General features: G+C 55.4%; 6 protein-coding genes. All 6 read right to left on the minus strand.

Going from position 1 to position 14784, the window contains the following annotated elements; translation table 11 throughout:
- Positions 1–446 precede the first annotated feature (446 nt).
- Complete coding sequence (locus HBO24_RS20000) at positions 447–1622, minus strand: GIY-YIG nuclease family protein (RefSeq protein WP_170060147.1); 1176 nt, start codon at positions 1620–1622, stop codon at positions 447–449.
- Positions 1615–3729: a DEAD/DEAH box helicase gene (locus HBO24_RS20005; RefSeq protein WP_170060148.1), complete on the minus strand. Its 2115-nt coding sequence runs from the start codon at positions 3727–3729 to the stop codon at positions 1615–1617. Before HBO24_RS20005 ends, HBO24_RS20000 begins: the two co-directional genes overlap by 8 nt.
- Positions 3726–4787 carry a PDDEXK nuclease domain-containing protein gene (locus HBO24_RS20010; RefSeq protein ID WP_170060149.1) on the minus strand — a complete coding sequence of 354 codons (1062 nt, stop codon included), beginning with the start codon at positions 4785–4787 and terminating at the stop codon, positions 3726–3728. The genes HBO24_RS20005 and HBO24_RS20010 overlap by 4 nt, the downstream gene beginning before the upstream one ends.
- A complete protein-coding gene (locus HBO24_RS20015) occupies positions 4784–7576 on the minus strand; it encodes a DNA methyltransferase (protein WP_170060150.1) in 2793 nt (930 codons plus the stop codon). The genes HBO24_RS20010 and HBO24_RS20015 overlap by 4 nt, the downstream gene beginning before the upstream one ends.
- A 381-nt stretch (positions 7577–7957) precedes the next feature.
- Positions 7958–9241 (minus strand): HNH endonuclease, encoded by a 1284-nt coding sequence (locus HBO24_RS20020; protein ID WP_170060151.1) that lies wholly within the window; start codon positions 9239–9241, stop codon positions 7958–7960.
- A gap of 330 nt (positions 9242–9571) precedes the next feature.
- Positions 9572–14704 (minus strand): RecQ family ATP-dependent DNA helicase, encoded by a 5133-nt coding sequence (locus HBO24_RS20025; protein WP_170060152.1) that lies wholly within the window; start codon positions 14702–14704, stop codon positions 9572–9574.
- Positions 14705–14784: the final 80 nt, after the last annotated feature.

A 14784-nucleotide genomic window follows, 5' to 3' on the forward strand; every position in this document is an offset into this window, starting at 1 on the left:
ACTGTCGCATCCTATAGCAATGAAGGAATTCGGCGATTTGCTATTGGTGAGTATGCAGCCCGGATGCCATCAGGGATGATGCTAGCGTTTGTGCGAGGTAACAAGCTACCAACCACAAGCCTGAATGCCTTGTTACCACTACACGGTGCTGCCACAGTCACTCCGGGACAAACCACAGATAGCTGCTCTACTCTGCATTCGCGCCAGTCACTCTCAGCGCCGTGCATTGACGTAGCTTTAACACATCTGTGGCTACCGACCCCGACGGAGCTCGTCTGATGTGCATGGCGAGTTATCTGGGCAATACGGATTACGATCCCAGCCTGACACAGACGTTGATGTTCGATTGAGACGGGGGGGACGTTTGAGCGCACCGGGCTAGACCGATATGACGCACAAGCGCGTTCAGTCGGTCTAGCCATCGCACGATGCCTCCTTCAATGTCTTTAGCTGACCAAACGAGCCGTTTGGGGGTCGTAGGCGACATCGATAATCGACCCATCTCGAATACGCTCGACCGCTTCGTCAATTACATTAAGCGGCACCAAGAACCACTCCCTTGGCTTGACCGGATGGCCAAAGCGATCTTCGATGGTCAAGTCCAGCTGCGCCGCGCCGAACAGGCGGTGGAAGATATTTTCTAGCCTTGTACGGTTCAGGTTATGCAGCTTGTAGGTGGCAACTACCTCTACGTCAGCCAGCAGATAGGTGGCATCTTTTTCCGCACCAGCAATGCGCGCCTCCACTTTGCCGCCGGTCACGCCGATTTTGTGGATCAACTCGCGGTGCTCGGCGACGAATGGGTGGCTAGACAGGCTCCGCAGTACATAGATAGTCCCGCTCTCAATGTCGTCGGGCTCTGGAGCATTGCCAAACAACGGTCCCATGTCCGGATCGGTTACTCGCCGACCGGTGTCATCCTTGTAAAGCGCCCGTTGGAGCGAACGACGCAACAAGTTGCTTTCCGTACCATTGGCGTAGATGACGCGCAGGCGCGCATCGCTTTCGCCATTAGGTGCCTTGATGGTTTCGCCGATTTCTGCCACGTAGGCCAACTGCCCACCGACGATGAAGTAGTTCCCGGCTTCAATGCTGGCATCACGACCAAAGCGCAGTGTTTTGCGAACGTCAGACTTCAGATCCCTCTCAGCCAGCTCGAACAGCGGTTGAAACCTATCAAAATCCGTACACGGCGTACGGTCGGCGATTTCCTCAGCAGCACGTTTTTCAATGCTAGAGCGTACATGCCGCAGCACGGTGATGTCGTCCTGGTCTGGGGATTCACCGCCAACACCCAGCTCGGCCAGCAAGGCGTCCTCGTCTAGGTCTTCCACATCCAGAGCTACGGTGCCGGACAGCAGGTCGGGGCCATCCAGCTCAGCCAGTAGGGTTTGCGCTTCCGGCAATTTGCGTAGCTGATCCAGGCGTACGGCGTACAAACGCTCGAAAACATCGCGGTCTTCACCATGCAGTGGCGCGCGACCGTGAACCTGATAAAAGCGCAGAATGTCCTCGAAGCCAGCGATGATACGCTCTTCGCGTGGGGTTCGATTGGCTGTCTTGAGCGAGGGGACTTCTACCCCCAGCGCGTCCAGCAGATCGTCATCGTTCATATCAGCCATTGGCGGATTCTCCCTGCGTCGCTTTGGCCTGAGCGCGGTAGCGTGCCAGCGCGGTAACGCCTTCAGCCATGCGTTTTTCCCAAGCATCTGCGGAGTTGATGTCAGGTAGGCGACCACGTTCGTTTTTGAACTGCAGAGCACGCTTTGCCAACTCACGAGCTTCGTCTTCGGGAATACTTACCTTCTTGGCGGCAATGCTGGCCTGCACCTGGCGCAAGGATTTTTCATCCATCGCTTTCGCCAGCACCGCATAGGCGGCATCGAATGGGTTGATGCGGTCGATCAGGTCAATGTCCAGTTCGCGTACGTTAACAAACTTGCGCACACCATCCAGCAGCGCGGTACTGCCTTGTACTGTGTCACCACCGCTTGTATCGGACCGCCCCAAGGCCAACTTGGCCTGCTGGGTAATGTTCATGGCCGCGATGGCGTGCTGGCGGATGGCTTCCTGATCGACGTCGCTCAAGTCCGGGTAACGCTCGCGTACGATCTTGCCCATGCGCAGTTGGGTCAGCTCTTCGGGCAGAGTGTTTTCCTTGTCGAACAGGCCCCGCTCCAGCACAGTTTTGTCCTGCAGGAAGTTGGTCACCACTTCGTTCAAGTCTTCTTTGCAGATACGCGTAGCTTCTGCACTTTGCGGCGTGGTCAGGCCCTTGATCTCGACATGGTATTGGCCTGTGGTTTCATTCACGCCTAAGTTGGTGCCGCCTGGTTGATAACCATCAGGCCCATAAGTGAAACCTTCTTTCGGCCCGATATCTTTCGGGGTGAACTCGTAGCGAGGGGCCAGCACCTGTTCCATCAGCAAACTGGCGGAAATGGCCTTGAGCATATCGTTCACCGCCTCAGCAACAGAGGCCTGATCGGCTGAGGGTTCGGCGATCAGGTTGGTGAAGCGTGAGCGTTCCTTACCCTCGGCATCACGCGTTGCGCGGCCAATGATCTGTACGATTTCAGTCAGGCTGCTGCGGTAACCAATGGTCAGTGCATGTTCACACCAGATCCAGTCAAAGCCTTCCTTCGCCATGCCCAGCGCAATGATCACATCCACGTTGTCGCGGTTGTTCTTCTGCACCGGGTCTTTCAGCGCGCCGAGCACTTTGGAGCGTCTGGTCGCGTCGCTGTCATCTACTAGGTCTGCCACTTTCAGCGTGCGACCGTCCTTAGCTTTGATGAGGTGGAAGCCGGTGGCCGGGTCGACACTATGCCATTCGCCCAGCGCACTCATGATTTCGTTGACCTCGCGTTCTTTGTCTCTAAGGCTTTCGCGCGCAGCAGGATGGGGAATATGGACGATGGTTTTCAGAGTTGGGTCCAGTACCTTCGCGACGGCATCCACATACTTGCCGGTATAGAAGAAGTACCCGATGTCCAGTGACTTGAGCCAGCGGTAGCCATTGAGCTGTTCGTAGTAGGTGTAAGTCACCGTTTCAAACTTGGCTTCTTCCGCCGGGGCCAACACGGCCTCGCTGTCGCCACGGAAATAAGAGCCTGTCATCGCCACTAAATGCACTTTATCGCGACCGATAAACGCGCTTAGTTGGCCGCCCAACTTGTTGTCCGGATTGGAGGAAACGTGGTGGAACTCGTCGATGGCTATCAGGCGGTTGTCGAAGGCTTCGATACCTAGCTCCTCCACGGCAAAGCGGAAGGTGGCATGGGTGCAGACCAGTGTCTTGTCAGTGCTTTTCAGGAAAGTGCGTACGGCTTCCACCTTGGATTTGGCTATACGCGGCTCATCAATGCCAGGGGCATTGCATAAATTCCATTGCGGAGCCACTTGCCAGTCCCAGTAAAAACCAAACTTGCTCAGCGGCTCATCGGCGAAGCTGCCGCCAATGGAGCGCTCCGGCACCACGACAATTGCCTGTTGCAAGCCCTGATTATGCAGCTTATCCAGCGCGATAAACATCAAGGCGCGGGACTTGCCTGATGCGGGGGGCGACTTAATCAGGAGGTACTGTTCTCCCCGCTTGGTATAGGCGCGCTCCTGCATGGTACGCATGCCCAACTCATTGGCTTTGCTGGAAGCCCCTGTATGCGCCGTCGTGATGGATACCGATGGCACCGTGTAAGTGTTGGTGGGGTTGTGGGTTTGTTCGGTCATTGCGAGTCGTCTTCCATGGATGCGTCATTACTTGCCAGCTCGCGCTCGATCTGTTCGATGCTGGGCAGGCTGGTTTGCAGCTCTGCCGGCAGGGACTCCACCAATTGGTATTCGGCCACACCGATGGGGCGGGCGTTATCACGCAGGGCGTATTCGGCTACTACCTTGTTCTTGCTCTTGCACAGCAGCAGCCCGATGGTGGGGCCGTCCTGTGGATGCTTGAGCTGGGCATCCACTGCGGTAAGGTAAAAGCTCAACTGGCCCAGGTGCTCGGGCTTGAACTTGCCGGCCTTGAGTTCGATCACTACATAGCAGCGCAGTTTGAGGTGATAGAACAGTAGGTCGATGAAGAACTCGTCACCGCCCACATCCAGCAGCACTTGCTGGCCGACGAAGGCAAATCCTGCGCCCAGTTCCAACAGGAACTCGGTGACATGCCTGACCAGAGCGTTTTCAATCTCACGCTCCTGTGCATCAAAAGTCAGGCCGAGGAAGTCGAAGCGGTAAGGATCTTTCAGCGACTCGCGGGCCAGGTCAGACTGCGGTTTAGGCAGGTGGCTCTCGAAGTTACTGACTGCCTTGCCACTGCGCTCCAGCAGACGAGTCTCGATCTGCATCACCAGAATGTTGCGCGACCAGTTGTGCTCGATTGCCTTGGCGGCATACCAGCGGCGGGTTTCGGGGCCTGGCAGTTTATCAAGCAGCACCAAATTGTGACCCCAAGGTAATTGTGCAGCAGCCTGCTGCACAAATTCCGCGTCCGGCCACGCCTCGGCAAAGGCGCGCATGTACTTGAGGTTGCGTGGAGAAAACCCTTTCATATCGGGAAAGGCTGCGCGCAAATCCTGCGCCAAGCGCTCGATTACCTTGGCACCCCAGCCCTGTTGTGCTTGCCGGGTCAAAATATCGTGACCGATCTGCCAGTAGAGCAGCACCAGTTCACGGTTCACCGCCAGCGTGGCGCGCTGCTGAGCATTATGGATGCGGCCTTTGAGGTCGGCCAGCCAGTCGCCGTAGCCCTCGGGTGGCATACTCAGGCCAACAGGGGTGTCGCTCATGCCTTTGTCCCTCGTGGCATTTTCGACGCGGCCTTCGCCACGTTTGCCGTCATCTTGGTGTAGAGGTCAAACAGGTTTTCCAACCGCTCAGTGTCGTTCTTGAAACGGCGACCAATATAGATGCGCTCCAGCACTTCATCGTTGCGTTCGTGGGCGCGGCGCAGGTTTTCCGGCATGGTGACCGGGTCGTACAGGTCGGCGATGGTGTCCGGAAAATGGGCTTCGCGGGCCAGCAGGATGTCTTCGGCGCAGGCGGTCAGGTCGGCCTTGTTCTGCTCGGTAAGCACCGGCAGGGGAAAGGTGTTCCAGCCGAGGGTGTTGGAATATGAAAAGCGCATCTCAAGGCGAACGCAAACTGTGCCAATCCAAACCCAGTGCAGACGTGAGGCGATTAGCGCCATGTTCCAGAGAGGGGCATCGTAGAGCGCGAAGTTTCGGTCACCGATAATCGTTCCGCCTTCGATCAAACCAACTGGCAAGTAAGGACGATTTTCGGAACTTACCCGTGGCACAACAATGATGCTCTTACTGGAGCGATGTCGATTCTCAGAAAACCGATGTGGCGCGTTGGCTTCGTTTTGCGTTTGCTTTTTGGTGCTCGCCAAGCGCATCTGTCGAACACTCTCAAGCCGTCTGTGGATTTCAGGAATCTTAACCGCTCGCTCCACGTCTTCGTCATTTAACCAGAAGCAGAAACGCTGTTTACCATTGATAAACTCTTCGGAGTTAGAAAAATTTCTGACGAAAATTTGCGCCTCCGGTGACTTTTGAAGCAATTGCTCTTTGTCTTGGAAATCGAGAAATAGATGACCGCCATCCACTGGTTTAGATCCAAAATCCATCTCGGCCTGTCCACTCAGCGGTCGGGAGGCCTTTTCCACCATCACATTGGCACCGGGCACCAGATAGGCGTTGATGAAGTCCGCCTGCTTTTCAAGAGTAGCGCCATCGTCTGTAACTGAAAATAACCGACACGCCTTTCCTGTCTGGTTGGTAGTTGCGACAATTACAACGGTCACACCAGCATTGTGACTGGCAAGATTTGCCCATTTAAATGAGGTATGCGCAAAAGCAATCTCATGCTCTGTAGCAAAGATCAGGGGCCAGAGGATTGGCACTTGCTGCCCTTGGCAAATTGAGTTGGTGGATACAAACGCAGCGGTGGCTTTTGTCTTGGTGCCATAGTCGGCAGCCTTCATAAACCAGCCCGCTACATAGTCAAGCGACTTCCAGTTTTTGGTGCGTTTGGCAAAAATGGCCTTTAGGTCCTCCTTTTGCTCATCCGTCTGCCAAGTGGAGCCAAGATACGGTGGGTTACCGCAGATATAGGTCTCCCCCCCTTCATTCACGAAGTCGATTTCTGTCTGGTTGAGCGGCGTACCGAATAAATCATCGGCCACCACTTTCACACCCGTTCCCGTGGGCGGGCAGATACTCAACCAGTCCAGCCGAAGCGCATTGCCGCATACAATCCAGTTTTGCGCATCCAGCGGCAGAAATTCAGCCAGTGCATCCTGCTGTCCGCGATACAACACATCACACTGAAACTCGGCAATGATCAGCGCCAGGCGAGCAATCTCTGACGGAAAATCACGCAGCTCGATGCCGCGGAAGTTGGTCAGTGGTATTTCCGATTTATTGTTGGCTTCGCCGCGGTGCCGATTGATCTGCGCCTCGATCTCGCGCATCTGCTTGTAGGCGATAACCAGAAAATTGCCCGACCCGCAGGCCGGATCGAACACCCGAATGCGCGCCATCCGTTTGCGTAGGTTCAGCAGCTTAGCTTTGTTGTCGCCCGCCGCGTCCAGTTGCGCATGCAGATCATCCAGGAACAGTGGGTTCAACACCTTCAGGATGTTGGGCACGCTGGTGTAGTGCATGCCCAATGCGCCGCGCTCTTCATCATCGGCTACGGCCTGGATCATGCTGCCAAAGATGTCTGGGTTGATCTTTTTCCAGTTCAGGTTGCCGGCGTGCAGCAGGTAAGTGCGCGCCATCCGCGTGAAGCGCGGCACTTCTGTGCTGCCGGAGAACAAACCGCCATTCACGTAGGGAAAGCTGTTGGCCCAGCTGGGCAAGCGAGACTGAACAGTGACGCGCTCGGCCAGCTTGACATTCATGGCCCGGAAAACTTCAGACAGCACCTGATGCGTATTGGAGCCATCGCGTTCGCTGTACTGCTCAACCGTCTTGGTAAACAGACCATCGCCATTAAAAATGTCGGTATCTTCAGCAAAAAAGCAGAACACCAGTCGCGCCATAAAATGGTTCATGTCGGCGCGGCGTTCGTCCTTGGCCCAGTCCGGATTCTCGTTCAGCAGCTCGACATACAGCTTGTTCAGGCGACTGGTGGCGCGCACGTCGATGGGGTTATCCTTGATCTCCTTGATGGTGGAGATGCCGGCCAGCGGCAGCAGGAAGCCGAAGTGGTTGGGGAGGTCTGGGTAATCGCAGGTGATGGTTTCACCCGTGATTAGTTCCTCGGCCTCCAGCGTTTGCCCGTCGGTGGCAAGGATGAACTTGGCTTTGGCTTTTGTGGTGGCTGGACTGGCGCGCAATGCCTTGAGCGTTTCGCCCACGCCACCAGATTCGCATGCGGCGATATGAATGTTGCTGCGCAGTAGCACGCCGCCAGGCACGTCGGAAGCGTTGTTGTTGCCGGCACGCAAGCGTTTGAGGGCTGTTTCCTTATTGCCAAAAGCGGCCAGGAAGACAAACGGAAACTCCGCCGCGTCAAAGGGCTCAAGGGCCAGGTCCGAAATAGCGGACTCAATTTCTACTGCATTCATGATTTACCACTGTCCAGATCGTGTATGAACGAGTACGGCGAATTAAGCCGTTAATTTTGCGGATAATGGCTAGACCACTTGAGGACTTCAACCTTCGTGCCGGCCACGGCCTGACATGATAACCCCGATAGCCTCGAACAAGGTCGTATCGCGTGTGGCGACAGCGGAGCTACTGGAGCGGCGATGACCGCATTGCAGCCACCGGATCACAGGAGTGACAGAAGAAAACTTAACTGAATTCTGGAGTTTAGTGGGGATAGCACGTTTGGGCTAAGCGCAGAGCGAGTCACGGTAATGCAGTAGTTCGTTCATGGCCAGCCATCCGGTGATTCGTTCAGGGCAGAAAATTTAGGAGGTGGTCACACATCGGGTTAGAGCGGATCAATTCCGGAATAGGTTTTCACGGTGCCATGTCAGATAGGAGCGATGGCGCGGCTCGATCTGCCGTAACCTCAATGCAGGGCTCAAATGGAGCGCCGCCGCTGTCGCTGCATCTACTTCAGGGCTCAGCAAAATGTCGCCATCGTCATCAAAGCTGATCAAGCCTTGATCAAAGGCCAAGTCGAGGTTAGGGGTCAGAAGTAGTCCATTGAACTGATCAAGTCGCTCGGCATGGTTCGCTGACCGCCAAGGCTTGATATGCGAGGCACGCAGCAATTGGGGAATGGAGCACTCGGTTACTGAGCAACCGCCCCAATAAGCCACAAGGGAATCGCGATAACGGCTTTGACCGATACGAGCTTTGATCAAAGCGTCTCGCTCTGTGTCAGTCAGAGCTACCTCACCCAGATCGATAGTCATCGCAGCCGGCATAGCTTGCACTTCGTCAGGAAGGGACTCGTGACCAAGCAGAGATTGGACAAGAGCATCCATTGCTGCAGTGTCATGAAAGCCAAAAGCAATCCCATAGTTTATGGGCGTAGTGCCGCTATGGAGGCGCTTGGGAAAACCACGCAGGTTGCTGTTGTGGTAGTAAGGCTCCGCTGGACGCTCGACGCCGGTTATCTCGGACCATTCGACAAGCTTTGAAGCATGCATGGGATGCAGCACCAACGGTGCACGTGTCGATTGACCTGCCCCCCTCTTGACATAAATCGGCTCATCCAACGCTGGATGCATCAGGCGGAATACTTTGTTTCCCGGCAAGGGTGTCAAAACAAATCCCGCTTGTTCAAGACCGCTTACGATCTGTTCAACGGTTAGCGCATGCCCGTTGAACTGGCCAGGCACAGGTGAGGCCGTTGAGAACAGCTCTCCATTCGCGGATTGATCAAGCGAGTACTCGTTGGGCCATTTGACAACACGGTTCTTAATTGGATATGTCTTCAAAAAGCCTGGCGCTTGCAAACGCGCCAGCGCGGGTTTTCCGACTGCCTCCCAAGGGGTGTCAGCGCCAGCAACGAGGCGTGAGAAGCTGATGATGGGCCCGTTTTTCTGCGCAATTATCCAGGCGAGACAGGCTTCTGCGCGATCACGGGTACCGCTCTTGTTGCCCAAGCGTATCTGGCCATCTGCGATGATCCATAGGTCGAGACCTGAGTCATGCACCGCCAGTACAAACTCGGCGAAATCATCACGGACGGCCGTAGGCCAGTCTGCGGCAAGAATTGAAAAGGGTGAGCTGCACTCGAATTTTTTGACAACATCTTGCAATGACGTACTCATTTTCGTTCCCTGAAAGGGCAATATCGAATGGCCACACCCTAAGCAATCCAGCTACAAACGTCTACAGCTTCGATACATCGTCGAGAACGCGTATCGGCATGGAATCAAGCAGCTTGAGCAGCACACAAGTCGGCTGCGGCCAGAGGTATGCATCGATGCAACTCCATGACGCCTCGCGCGGCGGCGCTATTTGCATACCCTCCAGCAGAAGTAGCTGTTCCCGGCAAGCGCCGGCAGAGAGACGATATGTAATCTCACAAGACACGTCCATAGTGTGGTCCTGTACAGGTAAAGTATTCGCACATATGTAGGCGCCGAAGTGCCAGAACATTACCTCGGCGTCCCGCTGATTCTAGGAATCACCACCTCCCACATGTCCATTTTCAGAGCAGGTCGAAACTGCAGATCAGCCTCATCGGCATACCGGGCGATTATCCCTTCCACATGACACTGGTCTATCTCTACGTTCGCTTTGAAGTTTTTCGCAGTACGACCAACGACTCGCCCTTGGGCGTCCTGAAGCAAGTACCGCTCGCCATCGCGCGTGAGCAGAAGGGGGTGGCCCGTTTGTAGTTCGGCGATCGCCCGGTGTATCTGATGCGTCGCAGTGCTTCTGCCGGCAAAGCCGATGTCTACGTCAGCCAGCGAAAGCTGAATGTAGGTGCGAGACAGTCGTGGATCGAAATCGCCGGCAAAGCTTTGTACTAAGGCACCGTGTGAAAGCTTGGGACTGAAAGGATTTCCGGACTCGAACTCTCCCAAGGTCAATGTTTGTTCCGCCCGCGTCATGCCAACGTAGTAGAGGCGGCGATCGGCATTCAAGTTTTGAGATGTGCTGCTCCAGGCGCCGTCCAGCAATCCGACATGGCGAAACTCCAGGCCTTTGGCGGAATGTACGGTGCCAAGGTACAAGCCCTGCCTTCCTTGTTTGCGAAGTGCCCGTGGGTACTCGTATAACCAGTCGATGATTGACTGTGAAGACAGCTGGCATTCGCCCATTTCCTGAACAAGGCACAGGAGGGCTGTTTCAAAGAACTCTTGCCAGTGCGGATCATCCAGGCTCGGCCGAAGCGTAGAGAGGACCTCCGTCGCCGTCTGAGGCTGCTCGATCAAGCGTAGACAGCCTATCCCTTTTAGGAAGCCCCGCTGGCGCGTCAAAGGGATTGAGTCCTCATTCTCGGAGGCGAGAAAATAAGGCACCTCGTTGAGTTCGCACCAGGCTTGGACCGGTTTGAGGTAGGCATGAGTTCGGCCCAGTATCGCGCATCCGTTCCAGGTGCCGTTTTCCTCCAGTGAAATAAGCCGCGCCAGCTCAGCCGCCATAGCTTGAGCCTGTAGGTTGCCATTGGACCGGTCAGTAAAAGGAAGCTGGATTCGCAGCACCTTACCCGCCCGGGACGGATCTCTCGCCTCCCATTGCACTCCTGCGGGTAGCTCCCGGCGAGCCTTGTCGATGGTGATGGGATGATCTGCCTTCATCCGGCCTTCAGTTTCCCCGATCACCCGGTTCGACGAATTGATAATATTGGCGGACGAACGATAGTTATCCACCAAGTAGGTGACGCTGGCATCGTAGTTGTCGCGGAACTGCTCGATGTACTGATTGCTGGTATGGCGCCAGTCGTAAATATTCTGATCGTCATCACCAACCGCCAAAATGCATAAGCGCCCGTCCTCTTCGGCATTGCGCCCAGCCAACGCACTGACTAGTCGGTACTGCATCTCATCAATGTCCTGGTACTCGTCAACCATGATGTAACGGTAGCCACGCAGCAGTTGCTCGCATAAGTTGTCCTCACCGGTCGCCCGACCACCCTCCTCCAGCAAGTGCACCGCATCGGTGATTACCTGAGTCAACCGCTTCTCATCGACGGGCTCACCGCGCTCGAAGCGGGTGCCGGTCAATCGCATCGACATCGCGTGGTAGGTCAGTACGCTGACACCGTAAGCATCGGCTCCAACCAATGCTAACAAGCGCTTGCGGATTTCATTGGCCGCATGCCGGTTGAATGCCAAGGCAATGATGCTGCTGGCGGGTACTCGGCGCACGCGCAACAAGTAAGCAATCCGATGGACGATGACACGTGTCTTGCCAGACCCAGGACCGGCCAGAACTAATCGGTTGACGTCATCGTTGTCGGCAACGACCAATCTCTGGACGGTACTCAAGCAGTGGGTGATGGCCTTCCAAGACTGCTCGCTGGTTGCGAGTTTCAGAACTTCTTCGCGCTCATTGAAATATTCTTTGATGAAGTCGCGCTTGGGGTTGCCAAAGTACGCCAGTACCAGCCTGAGCGCCGGTTCCATGTCATGGATTCCGCGCTCGGCATATTCACGCATGACATGCACCTGAACACATTTTTCCCGGTAATGCTCATCGAGCTTCGCGTAATCGTCCTTGTAAAACCCCACCTTCTTTTCAGCCTTTTCGCCGTCCACTTTGATTGTCATCGCACGCCGCATGACGGTCATACCGTGGTTCAGAGTCAGGATTTCCTGCTGGTGCATATACAACAGCACGTGCTCCACCGCTCTGCGAAACTGACCTGCCGGCATCGTGGATTTCAAGACCAGATCGCCCTCAAGCGTGGCGACCAGCTTGCCAAAGGTGGTATCGACCATCAGGTCGCGGGCTCGGGTACCCGGTGGAAGTTGGGAGATGAGGTAATTAAGCAGCAGCGTTGCAATGGTGCGGCGTTTCTCACCAAACGCCCTGATACGCTTCCAACTATGACGGCCGGTAAAGCGCAGCTTCAAATGATCACGATTGATCGGGCGAATTTCGAAGGTGCTGCGCTGTTGGCTTTCACCGTCGCGATCCTGGGCCAGACTCTTGAGCAGCCTGAGTACCTGAATGGGATTCACATCGTCGCGCTCCAACCTGGCCTTCAATGCGGTGTTGAGCTGGGAAAGGTTGATGTCTTGCCATTCACCATTTTCTGCATCTGGCGAGAGTTCAGGCAGCAACTCGAACAATGCCTTTTCAAGTTCCAGCGATTGCATGAGCCGCTGATTGGATGAGCCGACGATGCCATGCCGGACAAACACCGTCAGCTGAGAATCATTGATCAGGATTCCCATCTGCTCCATCTGCTTCAAGGCCCCGGCAACCTCCTCCAGCGACTGGCCGGTAAGCGTCATGAGTTCATCGGTGTTGATGCGTTGGTCGGCCTTGGCCTGAAAAAGGTAGTTGAGGATTGCCTTGAATTCGGCAAACCTGCGTTGGGGGAGTTTCGCCTCCACGAGACGCGCCTGCGATTCTTCAAGGGTGAGCGCAGCGCGGGCGGGAAAGATACGCGTCTGGTTTTCTTCACGGCGCAGAAAATCACTACGTTCCAGCCAAGCGATGGCCGTCACCACCTTGGTTTCGGCATCACGATCTTCTGCCGCGAAAGTCGTTTCGACAGTTGCATCCAGCAGAATCTCGCCGGCCGTAATAACCAACTCTCGTCCTTTGCGCTTTGAAGTTTCCCCGCGCAGCTTTTTCAGAATTTGCTGGATATCACGAAGACTGAGCTTGGAGCGCTCGCTTATCCCAAACTGCGCTTCAATATCCTGTGGATCGTAGAGCAGCACGCAGCGGGCGCTTTCCTGATCTCGACCGGCGCGGCCAGCCTCCTGCAGGTAGTTTTCAAGTGAGCCGGGGATATCCGCGTGGATGACCAGGCGGACATCCTTCTTGTCGACCCCCATGCCGAAGGCGTTGGTGGCAACGATGACTCGAAGCACCCCTTTGATGAAATCGTTCTGAATGTCGGTCTTCTCGCCAGGCGGGAGCCCTGCGTGGAAATACTTGCAAGCCCAACCCTTCCCAACCAGAAACTCCGAAAGCTCCTCCGCACCTTTACGGCTGGAGACAAAGACCACGGCCCCTCCCTCTTGGGTGACCAGATTGTCTTCCAGCAACTGCTGTGTACGCTGGCGTTTTTCCGACTTCTGACACGGGACAACTTCAAAGCGCAGGTTGACGCGTTCGTGCGAGCCAATGAACTCCTTGAAAGTAATGCCAAGGGTGTCTTGGAAATGCGCGCGGATGTCCGCCAGTACGTCCGGCTTGGCTGTCGCAGTGAAGCATCCAATCGGAGCGAGCGGTTGGTCTCTGTGGTATTCACTAATGAAGCGCGAGGCATACAAGTAGTCAGGGCGAAAATCATTACCCCACTTCGACAGGCAGTGGGCCTCGTCGAAGATCCAGGCGCCAACCTGTCGCTGCCTGAGGGCCCGGCGAAAAGTGTTGTTGCGAAACTGCTCAGGCGAGACGAGCAGCACGCCGATGTCACCCATCTGGATTTTTTCCAGGACATCGGCTCGCTCAGGGAGAGTCAGCAGACCGCTCAGGGCGGCAGCACATTGGACGTTGGATGCGATCAGCCCATCTACTTGATCTTTCATCAGCGATTGGAGCGGCGAGACAATGATCGTCAGGCTGCCATTTCGGTGATAGCGGTTCAGGGCCGGCAGTTGATAGCCGATTGACTTACCGCCCCCTGTGGCCAATACGGCAAGAACGTTTTCACCGCGCATACCAGCAAGCGCCACATCATGCTGGCGAGACCGACCATCGCTATCACGACGGAATTCGTCGTGACCGAAGTAGCGTTTCAGCTCCTGGACCGGGTCATGCTCGGAGCTGCAGTACTCGCACTCCTTTTTCCCACAGGGGGTATCGCGCAACTCTCCAATGATTCGGCCGACCTCGGGAAACTGGTGCCTCACCCAAGGTGCGAGCACCGAGTTACCGCCAGAGACGCGAAGCCAGGCAAGCGCATAGGCATGTGGCCAGCGCAACTCATCCCGCTCCAGATCATTTTCCAACAAGCTGAAGAGCCGGGTCTGGCAAACTTTGTATTTCCGTTTGAACGCCGGATCAGTCTCGACCAGAAGCTGCATGATTGCCGCCCGCAGCCCTTCGAGAGAAAGCTCAGGGGTCTGTGTAATCGACTGGAATATGGACTCAAGGTCACTACCTTTTGCAGCGATCAATGTTTGGTAGCACAGTAGCTCTCTTACATTCATCAACTTCAGATCGGCAAACGCGGCCTGCTGGTCCTGGAAAAGCGTAAGCGTTGAGCGGCAGTCTCCGAGCGGGGAATTCAAACTTTCGCGGATGAGCTTGTAATCTTTGATCAGTCGGTGATACGGATTTTTTGGAAAAGCCAGCGGCGACAAGCGCAGGGTATCGACTACAGATAGGTCATGCAGCGCCAGTTGAGGTGCCTGGGACTTGAGCAATGGCAGGTCGTGGTCGATCAGGTTGTGCCCAAGTACACAGTCTGCCCCCTGCCCCAGTGCATCCAACTGAGCAAGCGCCGCCGTTGGATCTTTGGAAATCTTGAGCTCTAACTCTTGGCCTGTAGTGGGCCGCAACGCCCCGACCATTATTATTTTGGCCGGCTTTAACTCAGTCGGAGGTACCACCTCCAAATCAAAAATCAAAGCGTTCGGAATTGCTGATTCACTCATACATCCAGAGTCCTTTCTGACCGCGAGGCATGGCCAAATTTTAGCGTTACATCACGATACATGATCGGATGCTGATGCAG

This window comes from Pseudomonas sp. WS 5410 (assembly GCF_012985645.1).
Classification (GTDB): domain Bacteria; phylum Pseudomonadota; class Gammaproteobacteria; order Pseudomonadales; family Pseudomonadaceae; genus Aquipseudomonas; species Aquipseudomonas shahriarae.